Below are 15,809 nucleotides of genomic sequence, written 5' to 3'. Positions count from 1 at the left end.
CGCAGACGGCGCGGGTGAATTTCAAGGAGCCTTGTACTGATGCCCGTCTTCAAGACCCTCGATCACCTCGACGCGAAGGGCAAGCGCGTCGTCGTGCGCGTCGACCTCAACGTGCCGATCGAGAAGGGCGAGGTGCGCGATGCGACCCGTATCGAGCGCATCGTGCCGACCATCGGGGAACTGCTCGACAAGGGCGCTGCCGTGATCCTGCTGGCGCATTTCGACCGGCCCAAAGGCAAGGTCGTGCCGGAAATGTCGCTCAAGCCTGTGGAGTCGGCGCTGGAGAAGGCGCTGGGCCGGAAGGTCGACTTCATCTCCACCGACTGGCACGATGGCAAGGCGCTCGCGGCGGCCAAGGCAGCGAAGCCCGGTCAATGTCTCCTCATGGAGAACACCCGCTATCATCCGGGCGAGGAAAAGAATGACGAAGCGCTCGGCAAGCTGTTCGCAAGCCTGGGCGATGTCTATGTCAACGACGCCTTCTCCGCCGCCCATCGCGCCCATTCATCGACCGAGGGCATTGCGCGCGTGACCCAGTCCTATGCCGGGCGCGCCATGGAGGCTGAGCTCAAGGCTCTCGAGGCCGCGCTCGAGAAGCCGCAGCGGCCGCTCGTGGCGGTCGTCGGCGGCGCCAAGGTCTCGACCAAGCTCGAATTGCTCGGCAACCTCTCGGGCCTCGCCGATGTGATCGTTATCGGCGGCGGCATGGCGAACACCTTCCTCGCCGCCTTGGGCCATCCCGTCGGCAAGTCGCTGTGCGAGCATGATCTCGCCCCGATCGCCCGGGACATCATCGCCACGGCAAAGTCGAAATCCTGCGAAATCCTGCTGCCCGTGGACGCCGTGGTCGCCAAGGAATTCAAGGCGGGAAGTCCCCATCGCGTGGTGGACATAGCCGATGTCAAGGCCGATGACATGATCCTCGATGCCGGGCCCCGGAGCGTTGCCGCCATCAAGGCCGCTTTCGACAAGGCGCGCACGCTCGTATGGAACGGGCCGCTCGGCGCCTTCGAGCTCAAGCCGTTCGACGTCGCGACCAATGAAGCCGCCCGCCACGCGGCGGCCTTGACCAAGGCGGGCAAGCTCGTTTCGATTGCCGGCGGCGGCGACACGGTCGCCGCCCTGAGCGAGGCGGGCGCTGCCGATGGTTTCACCTATATTTCAACGGCAGGGGGTGCCTTCCTCGAATGGCTGGAAGGCAAGCCTTTGCCAGGTGTGGACGCATTGAGAGGAGTTACGACATGACCGACAAACTCGCGAAAGTCGCCGCAGCTATGGTGACGCCCGGCAAGGGAATCCTCGCCGCCGATGAGAGCACCGGCTCGATCAAGAAGCGCTTCGATTCGATCAATCTTCCGTCCACGGAGGAAAATCGCCGCGATTATCGCGAAATGCTGTTCTCGGCCAAGGAAGGCATGTCGAAATACATCTCGGGCGTGATCCTGTTCGACGAGACGATCCGCCAGAAGGGCAAGAACGGCACGTCGCTGGTCGACGTCATCAAGTCGTCGGGCGCCATACCGGGCATCAAGCTCGATGCCGGCGCCAAGCCTTTGGCGCTGTCGCCCGGGGAGACGGTGACCGAAGGCCTCGACGGCCTGCGCGAGCGCATCAAGGACTATGTCGGCTTGGGCGCGCAATTCGCCAAATGGCGCGCCGTCATCGATATCGGCCCCGGCCTGCCGAGCCACAACTCGATCCACGCCAATGCCCATGCGCTCGCGCGCTATGCGGCACTCTGCCAGGAAGGCGGCCTCGTGCCCATCGTCGAGCCGGAAGTGCTCATGGAGGGCAATCACGATATCGACACCTGCATGAAGGTTTCGGAATGGGCGCTGAACGAGCTCTATCGCGAGCTTTATTATGCCGGCGTCGTGCTCGAAGGCACGATCCTCAAGCCCAACATGGTCGTCTCCGGCAAGGATTGCCCGAAGCAGGCTTCGCGCGAGGAAGTGGCGGAGAAGACCATCACCGTCTTGAAGCGCTGCGTGCCGTCCGCGGTGCCGGGCATCGCCTTCTTGTCGGGCGGCCAGTCGGATGAGGATGCGACCGCCCATCTCCATTACATGAATGCGATCGGCAATCTGCCGTGGAAGCTCACCTTCTCCTATGGAAGGGCGCTGCAGGCGGCGGCGCTCAAGACCTGGAAGGGCAAGGCAGAGAATGTCGCCGCGGCGCAGCGGGCTTTCAACCACCGCGCCGAGATGAATGCGCTCGCCGCTTCCGGCAAGTGGTCGGAGAAGCTCGAGAAGAAGGCGGCCTGACGCGCTCTCTGCTGACATGAGCCTGCCAGGGCCGGTAGTATCGTCGAAACCTCATGAGGAGATTCAACGATGACCGGCCCTGTCGATTTCTCGGCCTTTGTCGCCCACTGGCGCGATATCGAAGGCGAAGACGACAATCACTATAAAGGCTCGGACGAGTTGCAGACCATCAGCGCGTCCTATGGCACTGATTTCGGCCTGATGCGGCTCGGCATTCATCATGAGCGCGTGAAGCCCGGCCGGCGCGTCTCCTGGCCGCATGCCGAAGCCGATGAGGAAGAATTCGTCTTCGTGCTCGAAGGCGAGCCCGATCTGTGGGCCGACGGCTATCTCAAGCGGCTGAAGCCGGGCGACGGCGTGGCTTTTCCCGCGGGCACCGGCCTTGCCCACACTTTCATCAACAATACGGAAAAGGATGTGAGGCTGCTGGTGGTCGGCGAGGCGACCCGCCGCCGGAGCCGCATTCATTACCCACTTCACCCGCATCGCAACGCCGAAATTGGCGCGCGCCACTGGAAAATTGACCCCTCGCGGTCCCTTGGGCCGCATGACGGCCTGCCGGACCGGCTCCGTGGGAAAGGCTAGTGCTTGATCTGCACTTCCAGCTTGGTCATTTCGTCCTTGATTCGGAGTTTCTTGCGCTTCAGCTCGGCAATTTCGGCATCTGTCGAAGCGGGGTGGGACATGCAGTCCTCAAGCTCCGCTTCGAGAGCCTTGTGTTTTGCCGCGAGTTCACCGAGATGCGCTTGAACGCTCATCAGAGCCTCCTCTGTAGTGACCAAATCAGTTTGACACAGACTTGGGGGCTTGTCGAACCCTCTGCAAGGGCATAGGTGAGTGTGGAAAAATCGGTGCGTAACGGGGTTTCAAGGCGCCGGATGATCGACGGGACTGAAGAGAATCTTTTACAGACGAGGCTCATGACGCTGCGGCAGCAACATCGCGACCTGGATGCCGCCATTTCCTCGCTCGAGGCCTCGGGCACCGGCGACCAGCTGCAATTGCGCCGGCTCAAGAAGATGAAGCTCCAGATCAAGGACGAGATCCAGAAGGTCGAGGACAAGCTGATCCCCGACATCATCGCATGACGAAGCCCAAGGTTGCGATCATCATGGGCAGCCAGTCCGACTGGCCCTCCACCATGAAGCATGCGGCCGATACCCTCACCGAGCTCGGCATCGCCCATGAGGCCCGCATCGTCTCGGCCCACCGCACCCCGGAGCGGCTCTATGCCTTTGCCAAGGGCGCCCGGGACGAGGGCTTCGAGGTCATCATCGCCGGCGCCGGCGGGGCGGCGCATCTGCCTGGCATGACCGCCTCCATGACGACGCTGCCGGTCCTCGGCGTTCCGGTCGAGAGCCAGGCGCTGAAGGGCCAGGACAGCCTCTATTCGATCGTCCAGATGCCGCCCGGCATCCCGGTCGGCACGCTCGCCATCGGCAAGCCCGGCGCCATCAATGCCGCTCTGCTCGCCGCCAGCATCCTCGCCCTCCATGACAAGGCGCTGGCCAAGCGGCTGGAAGCCTGGCGCGCCAAGCAGACGGCCGCGGTCGCCGAGCATCCCAAGGACAGCGCATGATCCGGAAAAGTGGATACCGGTTTTCCGATAAGATCATGCGCAAAAAACAAAAGGATAAAGCGCGATGGCGGCTCAAGCCATCGCGCTTTAACACCTGATGAGATTGGAAAGGCCTCTGCCGCCCAATTCCGTCATCGGCATACTGGGCGGCGGCCAGCTTGGCCGCATGCTGGCGCTCGCTGCCGCGCGTCTTGGATTGAAGTGCCACATATTCGCGCCCGAGCCCGAGAGCCCGGCCTTCCAGATCGCGGCGGCTCACACATGCGCGGCCTACCCGGACGAAAAGGCCCTCGCGGCCTTCGCCGCCGCCGTCGATGTCGTCACGTACGAATTCGAGAACGTGCCGGCCGAGACGGCCGCCCTGCTCGGCCGTCTCAAGCCCCTGGCGCCGGGAGCTGAGGCCCTCGCCACCAGCCAGGACCGGCTCGCCGAGAAGACCTTCCTGTCGAAGATCGGCCTCACCACCGCGCCCTTCGCCGCGGTCGATGACAAAGAGGGCCTTGAGAAGACCGTTGCCCGGATCGGCCGGCCTGCCATCCTGAAGACCCGCCGCTTCGGCTATGACGGCAAGGGCCAGGTCACCCTCAAGGCGGATACGGCCCTCGACAAGGCCTGGACGGCGATCGGCGCCAAGCCCGCCATCCTCGAAGGCTTCGTCGCTTTCGAGAAGGAGGTCTCCGTCATCGCCGCGCGCGGCTGGGACGGGGCCATTGCCGTCTATGACGTTCCGGAAAACCGGCATGCCGATCATATCCTGCGCGAATCGATCGTGCCTGCCGCCATCGCAGCCGAGACCCAGGCAGCGGCCCGCGACATCGCGGCCCGGATCACCACGGCCCTCGATTATGTCGGCGTCATCGGGGTCGAACTGTTCCTGGCCCGCGAGAACGGCCAGGAAAGGCTCATCGTCAACGAGATCGCGCCCCGCGTCCACAATTCCGGCCATTGGACCATGGATGCCTGCCTGGTCTCGCAATTCGAGCAGCACATCCGGGCCGTCGCCGGCTGGCCCTTGGGCAGCCCCGACCGCCACAGCGACGTGGTCATGACCAATCTCCTAGGCGGAGAGGCCGATAACTGGCGGAATCTCGCCGGCGAGCCCCATACGGGGATCCATCTCTACGGCAAGGCGGAAAGCCGCCCGGGCCGCAAAATGGGCCATGTGAACAGGCTGACCCCTCGACAGGACTGAAACCCTGTGCTATCTCGCCCGCCAGCTTGAAAGGGGCGACCCTTTCGGACGGCTCGGTCTATTCGGGCCATTTCTGTCACAACCCTTTGCAAAGGAACCGAGGTCAAAACTCGTGCAAGTCATCGTTCGCGACAACAATGTCGACCAGGCGCTCAAGGCCCTCAAGAAAAAGATGCAGCGTGAGGGCATTTTCCGCGAGATGAAGCTCCGCGGCCACTATGAAAAGCCCTCCGAGAAGAAGGCCCGCGAAAAGGCGGAAGCCGTTCGCCGCGCCCGCAAGCTGGCCCGCAAGCGGCTGCAGCGCGAAGGCCTGCTGCCGGCGCCCAAAAAGGTGGTCAAGCCGTAAGACCTTGCCTAGCGGCAAGAATGAACAAGGCCGGGTTCTGTCCCGGCCTTTTGCTTTTCGCAATTGCGCCCTTGCTTATGCGGGCCAGGACATGAGATTTGGGAAATATCAGTCTACCGAAATCGGGTAGGCATGTTGGCCGCGATCCCTGCTTTGGAATCTCAAATTCCCTGCTCGAAATGCTAACCTATTGATATTGCTAGGAGCAGCATTTTTTCGTGAAAATCCCTGATAATCCCTGCAAATCCCTGAATCCGGTCAGGCGGCCGCTTTGCGCGCCTGGGCGATCTCGGCCTTGATCAGCGGCACGAGATCGGCATTGCCGGCGAGGATCGTGCCGGTCTCGAAGGGGGTCTTCTCGCCTTCCGCCGACATGGTGACGCCGCCCGCCTCGCGCACCAGCAGGATGCCGGCGGCACTGTCCCAGGGATTGAGGCCCCTCGCCTGCATCACATCGATGCGGCCGGCGGCCACATAAGCGAGCTCGAGCGCTGCCGATCCGATCTGGCGGATGCCTGAGACCTTGGGCTGGATCTGCGCCACCTCGCGCTGGAACTGGGCATGGCGGTCCTGGTCGCCGATGATCGGAATGCCCCAGGCGACGACGCTGTCGGAGAGCGTCTTGCGCGCCGCGACCCGCAAGCGCCGGTTGTTGAGGAAGGCGCCCTGCCCGCGCTCGGCGGTGAAGAGCTCGTCGCTGATCGGATTATAGGTGACGGCGGCGAGGAGATCGCCCTTGCGCTCGAGCGCCACCGTCAGCGCGAAGAACGGTATGGAGTGGATGAAATTCGTCGTGCCGTCGATCGGATCGATGATCCAGCGATGATCGGCGTCCCGGCCGGTGACGCTGCCCGATTCCTCCATCAGGAAGCTGTAGCCGGGACGGGCCTTCTCGAGTTCTTCGCGGATGACCTTCTCGCAACGCTTGTCGGCGGCGGTGACGAAATTGCCCGGTCCCTTGACCGAGACCTGGAGATTGGCGATTTCGCCAAAATCGCGCTGCACGCCGCGCGCTGCCTTGCGCACGGCATTGATCATGACGGTGAGATGAGCCGACTGGGCCAAGATGCGATCCTGATTGAGGTGGGGAAACGGGCTTCGTCCTAGCAAGTCTGGGTCCCTGAGACTAGACCATTTTCTTGTTGTTCCGCCCACGGCAATGGCGAAAACTGACCCACGGAATACGCAAGGATACGCGATGAGCACCTACGAGAAGACCTATCGGCGCTGGCAATCCGACCCGCATGCCTTCTGGGCCGAGGCCGCGCGCGAGATCGACTGGATCAAGCCCTGGGACGAGGTCTATGCCAAGGTCGACGGCCTCGACCGCTGGTTCATCGGCGCCTCGTGCAACACCTGCTGGAATGCCATCGATCGTCACGTGGCGGCGGGCCATGGCGCAAGGACGGCGCTCATCTATGACAGCCCGCTCACCGGCAAGAAGCAGAGCTTCACCTATGCCGAGCTCCAGGACGAGGTGGCGACGCTCGCCGCCGGGCTCGTCGATCTCGGCATCGCGAAGGGCGACCGCGTGCTGATCTATATGCCGATGATCCCCCAAGCCGTCTTTGCCATGCTGGCCTGCGCGCGGATCGGCGCCATTCACTCGGTGGTGTTCGGCGGCTTTGCCGCGGCGGAACTTGCGACCCGCATCAACGACGCCAAGCCTAAGCTCATCATGTCGGCCTCGTGCGGCCTCGAGCCCGGGCGCGTCATCGCTTACAAGCCGCTTATCGACAAGGCGATCGAGATCGCGACGCATAAGCCAGGCGCAGGCCTGATCTGGCAGCGGCCCGAGCTCGCCGCCGAGCTCACGCCCGGCCGCGACCGCGACTGGGCGGAGCTCGTGGCCAAAGCGCGCAAGGAGAACCGCAAGGCCGACTGTGTCGCGGTCAAGGCCACCGATCCGCTCTATATCCTCTATACGTCCGGCACCACCGGCCAGCCCAAGGGCGTGGTGCGCGACAATGGCGGGCATCTGGTGGCGCTCAAATGGACGATGTCGAACATCTATGGCGTAGCACCCGGCGAGACCTTCTGGGCCGCTTCCGATATCGGCTGGGTGGTCGGCCATTCCTACATCGTCTATGCGCCGCTGCTGCACGGCGCGACCTCGATCCTCTTCGAGGGCAAGCCGGTCGGAACACCCGACGCCGGCACCTTCTGGCGGGTGATTTCAGAACATGGCGTCAAGGCGCTGTTCACGGCACCTACCGCCTTCCGCGCCATCAAGAAGGAGGACCCCGAAGGCACCTTCATTCGCAAATACGACCTCGCACAATTCCGCACCCTGTTCCTCGCCGGTGAGCGCGCCGATCCCGACACGGTGAAGTGGGCCGAGGAAAGGCTCGGCGTTCCGGTCATCGATCACTGGTGGCAGACCGAGACGGGCTGGCCGATCGCCGCCAATCCGATGGGTCTCGGTCAATTGCCGGTGAAATACGGCTCGCCCACCGTCGCCATGCCGGGCTACGACGTGCGCGTCCTCGACGAAGGCGGCCATGAGGTGAAGCGCGGGAATCTCGGCGCCATTTGCGTCAAGACGCCCCTGCCGCCCGGCTGCCTGCCCACTCTGTGGAACAATGATGCCCGCTTCCGCTCGAGCTACCTCGAGCATTTCCCCGGCCACTATGAGACCGCCGATGCGGGCTTCATGGACGAAGACGGCTATCTCTACATCATGGCCCGCACCGACGATATCATCAACACCGCGGGCCATCGCCTCTCCACCGGCAGCATGGAGGAGGTCCTCGCCAGCCATCCCAATGTCGCCGAATGCGCCGTCCTCGGCATCGCCGACGAGCTCAAGGGCCAAGTGCCGGTGGGCTTCGTCGTGCTCAAGGCCGGTGTTGCGCGTGCGCCACACGAGATCGAGGCCGAATGCGTGAAGATGGTGCGCGACCAGATCGGACCCGTGGCGAGCTTCAAGACGGTGATGATCGTCGCTCGCCTGCCCAAGACCCGCTCGGGCAAGATCCTGCGCTCGACCATGCGCAAGATCGCCGACCGCGAGGAATGGAAGATGCCGGCGACCATCGACGATCCGGCGATCCTCGACGAGATCACCGCGGCGCTGAAGACGAAGGGATTGGGGTAGCCGACCTTCACTCTATCGCGCTTAGGGCCACGGTGCCGCGTCGGATCAATTGCCCTTCGGAGCTTCAGTGAAGGTCTTACCCTCCGCCACGAAACGCGCTGCGAGGACCAGCGCTCCCATGCAGAAATCTTTGCCATGGGCGTCGATCATCCGCGAAGAAATATCGGCCAGCTCGGCAAAGAAGCCATCCTTGCTCGTTGCTTCCACATTCGGGTTGGCATTCATCGTATCCTCCTTGCCGCTACTTGAAGAAATACGAAGGGAAAGCCACCAGCGCGACGTCCCCTTCCTGGGTTCCGATGGCAAGTTCATTGCCGCTTGCCGACCAGCGCAGTGCGGTGACGGCACCACCGGCTGCCGGCTTGACGACCACCTCGGATGGGCTGCCGATCTGAGCCATGGCCACCATGCCATTGCCGTAACCGGTGGCGACCACCGGTCGCTCGAGGCTCATGGCGATCGCCGTTGCGGGTATGAAACATGGCTTGCCGGTTTCGATGCTGCCGATCCCCGCGGACTTGCGCAACTCCTCGACCGGCCAGACAATGGTGCGGAAAGCCCCGTTCGTGGCCAAGCGGCGAGAAGCGCCGTCCCAGGACACGCCGTCGACGGGAGCCGGATAATTCTTGATCCGCTGCAACCGTCGGGCCGTGATCTCGATCACGGCGAGGCCTTCCTTTCCAAGCGCCGCCGCCAGCCAATGGCCGTCCCGGCTCCACGCCAGGTTGCGGCAGCGACCTTGCACCGCGAAGTCGAGCTTTGGATTTGGCTCCCTCCCCATGGGGAGGATCAGGATACGACCGTTGACTGCCGCGGCGAGTTGATTGCCGGTTGGCGAAGGAGTGAGACAATCGACCGGTTCGTCCATTCCCGCCAGGGCCCTCAATGTGCCATCTGTATCGAGGAGCCGAACGCCCTTCTCGGTGGCAACTAGAACACCACCATTGGCAGCTGCGGCAAGACAGCGGATGCCGTCATCGCTGAAACACGCAAGCGGTTCGGTTTCTCCCTGCCTGTTGATCCGCATCAGCTGCCCCGATGGAGTCCCGGCAAGGAAATCATCACCATAGGCGACGAAATGAATTTCAGCTTCACCAGGCTTGACGTGGGTAAGCGGCGGCAGCGGCCTGCGCCGGGGCGCGACGGTGATCCGGCCATTTTCCGCGCTGATATGCTGCCGTTTTTCCGGTGGGTCGCCGTCGGCGAGACCAGCCAGGACAAGCGTGCCGTCGGCGAGGGCGAAGGCGGCGGTGCTTTCGCCTCTGTCGAACATGATGTCGGCAACGGGCGCCGCCACGGTCCAGTGACGCGCCAGGATCGAAAACAGGGTGGGAACTTCGGGGACCGCGATGTTCATGGCATTCCTCCCGGCGCGCATTGCGACGAGGCGCGCGCCGCATCCCGCCTCGCGCTCTCGGCATCGGCGATCAGTTTCCGCAGCCCGCCGACATCCGATACGAAATGGTCTTCCGCGTTGGCGATATAGTCGCGCAGGGTGTCCCAGATGTCGGCGCGCAACAGATGCATGGGATCTCCCGCCATCCTCTCCACTGTCTGAAGACCTAACTGATGTGTAAGACCAAGTCCGCCAACGACGAAATCCGAAAGTTCGCGTGCGTGGGTCTCGACGAACCCGCGCAGCAATGGATAGCTGTCATAACCCATGTCACACTGCACGAGCTCACGCTCGATGAACTGGATGAAGTGCCGGACCAGCAAATGCTGGCTTTCACCCGTCAATCTCGGCACGAAGGCAATGTCGCGATCGGCGCGCGCCAAAATGTCCGACGCGACGGTGTCGGCGCCAACGGGCAAAGGGAACGGACGTTCGACATTCGGCATCTCTCAGGTCTTTCGCTTGCACATCCGCCCTTCCGGCTGATGTCTTCAGTCATCTGATGATTTGTAGCTGCGTAGCTTCCGATAGATGGTGCTGCGTGACAAACCGAGCAGGTGAGCCGCCCGGGACATGTTGCCGTTCGCAGCTTCCATGGCGTGTTCGATGATCTTGCGTTCCTCTTCGTCGAAGCTTGCCGTGTAATGCCCGCCCTGGGCTGTGATATGATCGGCTATCCGCTGGTGGGCCGGCGCGGTGATGTCGCTAGGAAGATCCGCCGGACGGATCAGCGGGTCGGACGCCATGATGCTCAGCGTTTCGACCAGATTGCGCAATTCGCGCACATTGCCGGGCCAGCCGTAGCGACGCAGGCATTCCAGCGCGTCATCGCCGAAACGCAGGAGTTCGACGCCGCGCTCGGCGCTGAGCCGCCGGCTGAAATGATCGAGCAGGAGTTCGATATCGCCGGCGCGCTCACGCAGAGGGGGGATGACGATGTGGATGACCCCGATGCGGTAATATAGATCCTTGCGGAATCGTCCTTCGGCCACTTCCTGCTTCAGGCTCCGATTGGTCGACGCCACCAGGCGCACGTCGATCGGACGCGGTCTTGTATCGCCGAGCCGATAAACCTCTTTTTCCTCCAGCACCCGAAGCAGATAAGGCTGCAGGTCGAGCGGCATCTCGCCGATCTCATCGAGGCTGAGGACGCCGCCATTGGCGACTTCGAAGCGGCCAGGCCTGCCCTCGCGTGTGGCGCCGGTAAAGGCGCCCGGCGCGTGACCGAAGAGCTCGCCGCCCAGGATGTCCTTCGATATGGCGCCGCAATTCATCGCGACGAAAGGTACAGGACCCGCGGTCTCGGCGCAGGCATGCACGAGCCTGGCAAAGAGCTCTTTGCCGACACCGGTCTCACCTTCGAGGAGAATGGAAGTCGAGGCCGTAGCGGCACGTTCCACTCGGTCGATGGTATCGAGCAATAAATCGCTTCGGCCGACGATTGCCGCGCGTGCCGCTTGTACTTGCGCGTTGACCGGAGGTCGCGGCCGCGCGGGCCGGGCGATCCTCGCCGCGTCCCTGAGAATAAGAAAGGCGCCGGCAAACGTGCCGTTCGACAGCAATGCTTCGATTTTCGCATCGCGGAGCTTCATCGGCAAACGGTCATGAATGTCGCTGTCGGTGCGCACGCGCTCGAAATCGGCGAGCCTCTGGCCGACACTTGGCCCGGTCGTGCTGTCGACCGCTTTCCAGCACGACACGGCTTGTTGGTCGAAATGTACAATCCGACCGCGGCGGTCGAGAAGCACCAGCCCCTTGCGGTCATCCTGGCCGGGCAGCCGCGCCAGGCAGGATTCCAGGAGTTGCGCCTTGTCGAGTGCGGCCTGCTTGGCCAGCGCCAGCTCTATCTGGCTGGCAGCGACGACACTCAGCACGATATTGTGGCGGCGGAATATTTCTGGCGGCCCGGATATGTCGATGAGGCCGATGACTTCGCCGTCGATGGGGCTGCGGATCGGAGCGCCGGCGCAGGTCCAGGTCTTGACGCCCTCGCAATAATGTTCGGCGGCATGCACGTAAACAGGCTTGCCCGTGAAGATGGCGGTGCCGATGCCGTTGGTTCCGGCCGCGCGCTCGCCCCAATCGGCACCCGCCTCGAGATGGATCGCCTCGGCTGCATGAATGATCCGGGGATCGCCGATGGTGCTCAGGATGACGCCGCTCTTATCGGTAATGATCAGCATGGCGCCCGAGTCTTCCAGAAGCGCGCCCGACTGCGTGGCTGTGTCCTCGGCGGCCGTGAGGAGCTCCTGATTGGTGTCGCGCAGCGCCTCGAGCTGGTCACTCGCCAGGATGTGACGGCTGCCGCGGCCATGGGCATCGACCTTGGCCAGGGAACTGCGCGTCCACGAACTCTCGATGACGTTGCGGACGACGCCGCTGTTCGGCGCACGGCCTGGAGCGGTCAGGAAATCCTCCCAGGCCTTCATCAATACCGAATGTCTGTAAGGTGCCATGCGTTCGACGGCATCGTCATCGAATTCCATCGATCCGCCGGTATCTTCATTGAGCTCCAGCATCGGTAAGGCTCCTTGGGGTTGACCTGCCGCCTCCATGACGTCGCCTCAGTCGATATCACCTGCCGTTTCGGGAAGCCCGAGACATCGGCATATGTCGCGGGCAAGCTGCTCTTCGGGATATTCCGTCGTGAGCTTGAGGCCGTCGAAGCGCTCGAGCTGGCGAGCGATATCGCCATCGAGCGGGCCGACGAAACCGTTCGCCTGGCTGGCAAGAACGAAGTGCGTCTGGCCACCGGCCATGCGCAATTCTCCCAGGAAATGCATCTGCAGCCCCGAATTGAGATCCATCACGATGACGCGATTATTGGGGCTGATGCGCAGATAGGGCTCAGGATCGCCACTCACCGGCCTCGGCCGCCGCCGCGCCTCTACCAAATTCTTCAGAGGATCACGGTTCTCCTTGATGTGCTGCCAGCGGCCGGCCGTCAGATGATTCGCCAGCTGATGAATCTTGGCGCGGTTTTCCTGAATCAGCCGCTTGGCAGCGGCATCTTCCTTATACGGACCATCGCCCTTCGAAATGATCGTCACCATCAAGTCCTCCCTTATGGTGTCGGCTCCGTCGGGAACTCACTCCTGTTTCTCATGCCGCGCTTGTTTCCGGCGGCTCTATGGACATTCATACCATCCAGTTCAAACCCGTAGGTAGTATCCCACTACGACATGGCAGCCTGCCGCTCGGTCAGCATTCATTCGTCTACGGCACCACGACGGCGCGTCCGGCGAAGCGGCCCGCCTTGAAATCGTCGATGGCCGAGTTGATGTCGGCGAGCTTGTAGCGTGACGAATGCATCTTCACCTTGCCCTGGGCGTTGAGCTCCATCAGTTCGACCAGCTCGGTAAAGTTGCCGACCAGGCTACCGCCGAGATTGACCTCGTTGATGATCATGTGCAACGTGGGTACCTCGATCTTGCCGCCATAGCCGACGGCGATGTATTGCCCGCCGCGCCGTACCATCTTCCAGCACAGATTCTCGACGCCGAGCTCGCCGACGAAGTCGATGACCACATGGGCGCCGCCGCCGGTGAGCTCGCGCACCTCCTCGACCATGTTCTTGCCGCCATCATGGACTGCAGTGGCCCCCATCGACTGCGCCATTTCGCGCGCCTTCGGGTTGCGATCGATCGCCACCACCTTGGCGCTGCACAATTCGTTCAGGCACTGAAGCGCAATATGGCCGAGCCCGCCGATACCGAGCAAGGCGCACCAGGTTCCGGGTGGCAGCACCTTCGCGGCCTTCTTGGCGGCGCGATAGGCGGTGATGCCGGCATCTGCCATGGGCGCGACGTCGATGGGGGTGACGTTCTTGTTGAGCTTGATCAGGGCGCGCTCGCTGGTGATGAAGTATTCCGCGAAGCCGCCATTGGTTCCGAGACCCGGAAAAATCCCGCTTTCACAATGCATGTCGTGGCCGTGGCGACAGGACAGGCAGATGCCACATGTGCGCAGCGGATGGCAGATCACGGAGTCGCCGACCTTCACCGATTTGACGCCGCTTCCTATTGCTTCGACCCAGCCTGCATTCTCATGGCCCATGATGTAGGGGAGCAGATTTCCATTCGGGTCCATTGCGTCACGCCAGACGCCCTCGATGATATGGAGGTCGGTACGGCACAGGCCGGCGGCCCCAACGCGGACCACGACCTCATCCGGCGCGTTGATCGTCGGATCGGCGACCGTCTCGTATTTCAGCTGGACGTTCATCTTCTCGTCATATTGGTACAGTCGTGCGGCTTTCATGGCCGTGATCTCCCTGTGAATGGTCTTGCGGACTCAGGCGCGGCCGAGCTTCTCGGCGCCGCCGCCAAGCGCCGGACCGGCTGTCGGATCGAAATCTTCCGGCAGGTTGACGACGAGGGTCTCGGTCGTCAGCACCAGATTGGCGACCGAGGCCGCGTTGCGCAGCGCCGCACAGGTGACGCGCACCGGGTCGATGATGCCGGCATCGATCATGTCGGCGAAGACCCCGTTCGCCGCATCGAAGCCGGTGCCCGGCTTCGACTGCAACAGCTTTTCCACGATCTCGGAGGGATCGTAGCCGGCATTGCCGGCGATCAGCGCCGCCGGCCGCACCAGGACGTCGCGTACCAGGCGTATCCCCTCGCCGAGATCGCCATTGATGTTGCCAAGCTTGCGGCCGACGGTCGCTGCGCATTGCGCCAGCGCGGTGCCGCCCCCGGGAACGATGCCCTCTTCCGCCGCGGCGCGTGCTGCGTGCAGCGCGTCGTCGATCAGCTGGATGGTCCGTTTCTGCTCCACCGGCGTTACGCCGCCGGCGAGGATCACGGCGGTCCCGCCGGAAATCTTCGCCAGGCGTTCGCGCAGCTTGTCCTGCTCGATGTTGGGCGGCGCCAGACCATATTGCCGCGCGATTTGCGCGCGCCGGGCAGCGATCGCGCTCGCGTCGCCGCCGCCACGGATGATGACGGTCTCCCGCGCGCTGGCGCGAATCTGCCATGCGGTTCCAAGATCGGCAGGCGTGGCGCTCTCCAACTTGCCGCCGAGGTCACGGGCAATGACCTTGCCGCCGGTGAGGATCGCCAGATCGTCCATCATCGCCTTGCGCCAGTGGCCATAATCCGGCGGGTTGACCACGAGTACCTTGCCGCGATTGCCATCGCCCAGCAGCGTCATCACCACCTCGGGCGCGACATCCTCGGCGATGATGACCAGGGGACGCCCCTTGGCCGAGACCGCTGCACGGATTTTTTCGAGCTGGCCGGGCGACTGGATCTTGAGATCGGTCAAGAGGATGTAAGGCTGGTCGAGCACCACCTCCATCTTCTCCACATCGGTCACCATGTGGTGCGAAATGTAGCCGCGATCGAAGGACATGCCTTCGACGATCTCGAGAGTCGTGTCGACGGTGAGGCCGAACTCGGAGGTGATGATGCCGTTGCGTCCCACCCGATCGATGGCCTCGGCGATCATGCGGCCAAGGTCGCCGTTGGTTGCGGCGATGGTCGCCACCGCCTCCAGGGATTTGCGGTCGGAGGCCGGCTTTGCCATCTCCTTGAGAGATTCGAGGACGACATCGACGGCACGGTCGATGCCTTTGCACAGATCGACGGGCTTGGCGCCGCGCTTCAGGGCGGAGACGCCGCCCTGGATGAGGCCATTGGCGAGAACCATGGCCGTCGTCGTGCCGTCGCCTGCAACCTCGTTGGTCTGCATCGACACTTCCCGCACGATCTGCGCCCCCATGTTTTCAAACCGGTCCGGCAGTTCGATTTCGGAGGCGATGGTGACGCCGTCGCGCGATACGATCGGTGTGCCGAGCGGCCGGTCGACCATCGCATTCATGCCCTTCGGGCCAAGCGTCGGCTCGACCGCGGCCGCGAGCTTCGATACGCCCCTCGCCAGGGCCTCGCGGGCCTCGTTCTTGTGCAGCAGGTGTTTCGCCATTTTCGTCTCC

At 63.2% G+C, this 15,809-nt stretch carries 17 protein-coding genes; 8 read left to right on the top strand and 9 right to left on the bottom strand.

Annotated features, from left to right (window positions below; translation table 11 throughout):
* Window positions 1-39: 39 nt before the first annotated feature.
* The 3 genes from DS839_RS06170 (at window position 40) to DS839_RS06160 (ending at window position 2,849) form a co-directional block, all read left to right on the top strand.
* Window positions 40-1,245, top strand: coding sequence for a phosphoglycerate kinase (locus DS839_RS06170; protein ID WP_119269435.1), 1,206 nt, complete (start codon window positions 40-42; stop codon window positions 1,243-1,245).
* Window positions 1,242-2,264, top strand: coding sequence for a class I fructose-bisphosphate aldolase (locus tag DS839_RS06165; protein ID WP_119269434.1), 1,023 nt, complete (start codon window positions 1,242-1,244; stop codon window positions 2,262-2,264). The genes DS839_RS06170 and DS839_RS06165 overlap by 4 nt, the downstream gene beginning before the upstream one ends.
* 69 nt (window positions 2,265-2,333) lie before the next feature.
* Window positions 2,334-2,849 (top strand): cupin domain-containing protein, encoded by a 516-nt coding sequence (locus DS839_RS06160; RefSeq protein ID WP_119269433.1) that lies wholly within the window; start codon window positions 2,334-2,336, stop codon window positions 2,847-2,849.
* Here DS839_RS06160 and DS839_RS06155 read toward each other — a convergent pair.
* Entirely contained in the window at window positions 2,846-3,022 is a 177-nt protein-coding gene (locus DS839_RS06155) for a YdcH family protein (protein ID WP_119269432.1), read from the bottom strand. The genes DS839_RS06160 and DS839_RS06155 overlap by 4 nt on opposite strands.
* Before the next feature lie 162 nt (window positions 3,023-3,184).
* On the opposite strand from DS839_RS06155, the gene DS839_RS06150 reads away from it, so the two are divergent.
* From DS839_RS06150 to rpsU, 4 genes are all read left to right on the top strand, one after another.
* Complete coding sequence (locus tag DS839_RS06150; protein WP_368911251.1) at window positions 3,185-3,352, top strand: YdcH family protein; 168 nt, start codon at window positions 3,185-3,187, stop codon at window positions 3,350-3,352.
* Window positions 3,349-3,843 carry a 5-(carboxyamino)imidazole ribonucleotide mutase gene (gene purE / locus DS839_RS06145; protein WP_119269430.1) on the top strand — a complete coding sequence of 165 codons (495 nt, stop codon included), beginning with the start codon at window positions 3,349-3,351 and terminating at the stop codon, window positions 3,841-3,843. Before DS839_RS06150 ends, purE begins: the two co-directional genes overlap by 4 nt.
* Before the next feature lie 97 nt (window positions 3,844-3,940).
* Window positions 3,941-5,035 carry a 5-(carboxyamino)imidazole ribonucleotide synthase gene (locus tag DS839_RS06140; RefSeq protein ID WP_119269429.1) on the top strand — a complete coding sequence of 365 codons (1,095 nt, stop codon included), beginning with the start codon at window positions 3,941-3,943 and terminating at the stop codon, window positions 5,033-5,035.
* 112 nt (window positions 5,036-5,147) lie between these two features.
* Window positions 5,148-5,381, top strand: a complete 234-nt coding sequence (gene rpsU, locus DS839_RS06135; protein ID WP_119269428.1) for a 30S ribosomal protein S21 — start codon at window positions 5,148-5,150, stop codon at window positions 5,379-5,381.
* A 258-nt stretch (window positions 5,382-5,639) separates the two neighbouring features.
* On the opposite strand, the gene DS839_RS06130 is transcribed toward rpsU, so the two are convergent.
* Complete coding sequence (locus DS839_RS06130) at window positions 5,640-6,446, bottom strand: inositol monophosphatase family protein (RefSeq protein WP_368911249.1); 807 nt, start codon at window positions 6,444-6,446, stop codon at window positions 5,640-5,642.
* A 133-nt stretch (window positions 6,447-6,579) separates the two neighbouring features.
* Between DS839_RS06130 and DS839_RS06125 the strand changes: the two genes are divergently transcribed.
* Window positions 6,580-8,478: a propionyl-CoA synthetase gene (locus DS839_RS06125; protein ID WP_119269427.1), complete on the top strand. Its 1,899-nt coding sequence runs from the start codon at window positions 6,580-6,582 to the stop codon at window positions 8,476-8,478.
* Window positions 8,479-8,523: 45 nt separating this feature from the next.
* On the opposite strand, the gene DS839_RS06120 is transcribed toward DS839_RS06125, so the two are convergent.
* From DS839_RS06120 to DS839_RS06090, 7 genes are all read right to left on the bottom strand, one after another.
* Entirely contained in the window at window positions 8,524-8,703 is a 180-nt protein-coding gene (locus DS839_RS06120) for a hypothetical protein (RefSeq protein ID WP_119269426.1), read from the bottom strand.
* A 16-nt stretch (window positions 8,704-8,719) separates the two neighbouring features.
* A complete protein-coding gene (locus DS839_RS06115; protein WP_119269425.1) occupies window positions 8,720-9,835 on the bottom strand; it encodes a WD40 repeat domain-containing protein in 1,116 nt (371 codons plus the stop codon).
* Window positions 9,832-10,320: a hypothetical protein gene (locus tag DS839_RS06110; protein WP_119269424.1), complete on the bottom strand. Its 489-nt coding sequence runs from the start codon at window positions 10,318-10,320 to the stop codon at window positions 9,832-9,834. Before DS839_RS06110 ends, DS839_RS06115 begins: the two co-directional genes overlap by 4 nt.
* Before the next feature lie 45 nt (window positions 10,321-10,365).
* Window positions 10,366-12,393 carry a sigma-54-dependent Fis family transcriptional regulator gene (locus tag DS839_RS06105; RefSeq protein ID WP_162918333.1) on the bottom strand — a complete coding sequence of 676 codons (2,028 nt, stop codon included), beginning with the start codon at window positions 12,391-12,393 and terminating at the stop codon, window positions 10,366-10,368.
* 45 nt (window positions 12,394-12,438) lie between these two features.
* Complete coding sequence (locus tag DS839_RS06100) at window positions 12,439-12,927, bottom strand: hypothetical protein (protein WP_119269422.1); 489 nt, start codon at window positions 12,925-12,927, stop codon at window positions 12,439-12,441.
* A 163-nt stretch (window positions 12,928-13,090) separates the two neighbouring features.
* Entirely contained in the window at window positions 13,091-14,134 is a 1,044-nt protein-coding gene (locus tag DS839_RS06095; RefSeq protein WP_119269421.1) for an NAD(P)-dependent alcohol dehydrogenase, read from the bottom strand.
* Between the two features lie 33 nt (window positions 14,135-14,167).
* The gene (locus DS839_RS06090; RefSeq protein ID WP_119269420.1) at window positions 14,168-15,799 is read right to left on the bottom strand and encodes a molecular chaperone GroEL; all 1,632 of its coding nucleotides are present in this window, start codon (window positions 15,797-15,799) and stop codon (window positions 14,168-14,170) included.
* Window positions 15,800-15,809 lie beyond the last annotated feature (10 nt).

Source organism: Taklimakanibacter deserti (assembly GCA_003574785.1).
The sequence above is the reverse complement of the archived record's forward strand: the minus strand, read 5'-3'. Positions and strand labels throughout refer to the sequence as shown.

Bases quoted from the DNA above. Each gene is read 5' to 3' on its own strand.
- DS839_RS06150 (WP_368911251.1), top strand. From the start codon at position 3,185: ATGACGCTGCGGCAGCAACATCGCGACCTGGATGCCGCCATTTCCTCG.
- DS839_RS06110 (WP_119269424.1), bottom strand. From the start codon at position 10,320: ATGCCGAATGTCGAACGTCCGTTCCCTTTGCCCGTTGGCGCCGACACC.
- DS839_RS06170 (WP_119269435.1), top strand. From the start codon at position 40: ATGCCCGTCTTCAAGACCCTCGATCACCTCGACGCGAAGGGCAAGCGC.
- DS839_RS06090 (WP_119269420.1), bottom strand. From the start codon at position 15,799: ATGGCGAAACACCTGCTGCACAAGAACGAGGCCCGCGAGGCCCTGGCG.
- DS839_RS06140 (WP_119269429.1), top strand. From the start codon at position 3,941: ATGAGATTGGAAAGGCCTCTGCCGCCCAATTCCGTCATCGGCATACTG.
- DS839_RS06115 (WP_119269425.1), bottom strand. From the start codon at position 9,835: ATGAACATCGCGGTCCCCGAAGTTCCCACCCTGTTTTCGATCCTGGCG.
- DS839_RS06120 (WP_119269426.1), bottom strand. From the start codon at position 8,703: ATGAATGCCAACCCGAATGTGGAAGCAACGAGCAAGGATGGCTTCTTT.
- DS839_RS06105 (WP_162918333.1), bottom strand. From the start codon at position 12,393: ATGCTGGAGCTCAATGAAGATACCGGCGGATCGATGGAATTCGATGAC.
- purE (WP_119269430.1), top strand. From the start codon at position 3,349: ATGACGAAGCCCAAGGTTGCGATCATCATGGGCAGCCAGTCCGACTGG.
- DS839_RS06125 (WP_119269427.1), top strand. From the start codon at position 6,580: ATGAGCACCTACGAGAAGACCTATCGGCGCTGGCAATCCGACCCGCAT.
- DS839_RS06165 (WP_119269434.1), top strand. From the start codon at position 1,242: ATGACCGACAAACTCGCGAAAGTCGCCGCAGCTATGGTGACGCCCGGC.
- DS839_RS06160 (WP_119269433.1), top strand. From the start codon at position 2,334: ATGACCGGCCCTGTCGATTTCTCGGCCTTTGTCGCCCACTGGCGCGAT.
- DS839_RS06095 (WP_119269421.1), bottom strand. From the start codon at position 14,134: ATGAAAGCCGCACGACTGTACCAATATGACGAGAAGATGAACGTCCAG.
- DS839_RS06155 (WP_119269432.1), bottom strand. From the start codon at position 3,022: ATGAGCGTTCAAGCGCATCTCGGTGAACTCGCGGCAAAACACAAGGCT.
- DS839_RS06100 (WP_119269422.1), bottom strand. From the start codon at position 12,927: ATGGTGACGATCATTTCGAAGGGCGATGGTCCGTATAAGGAAGATGCC.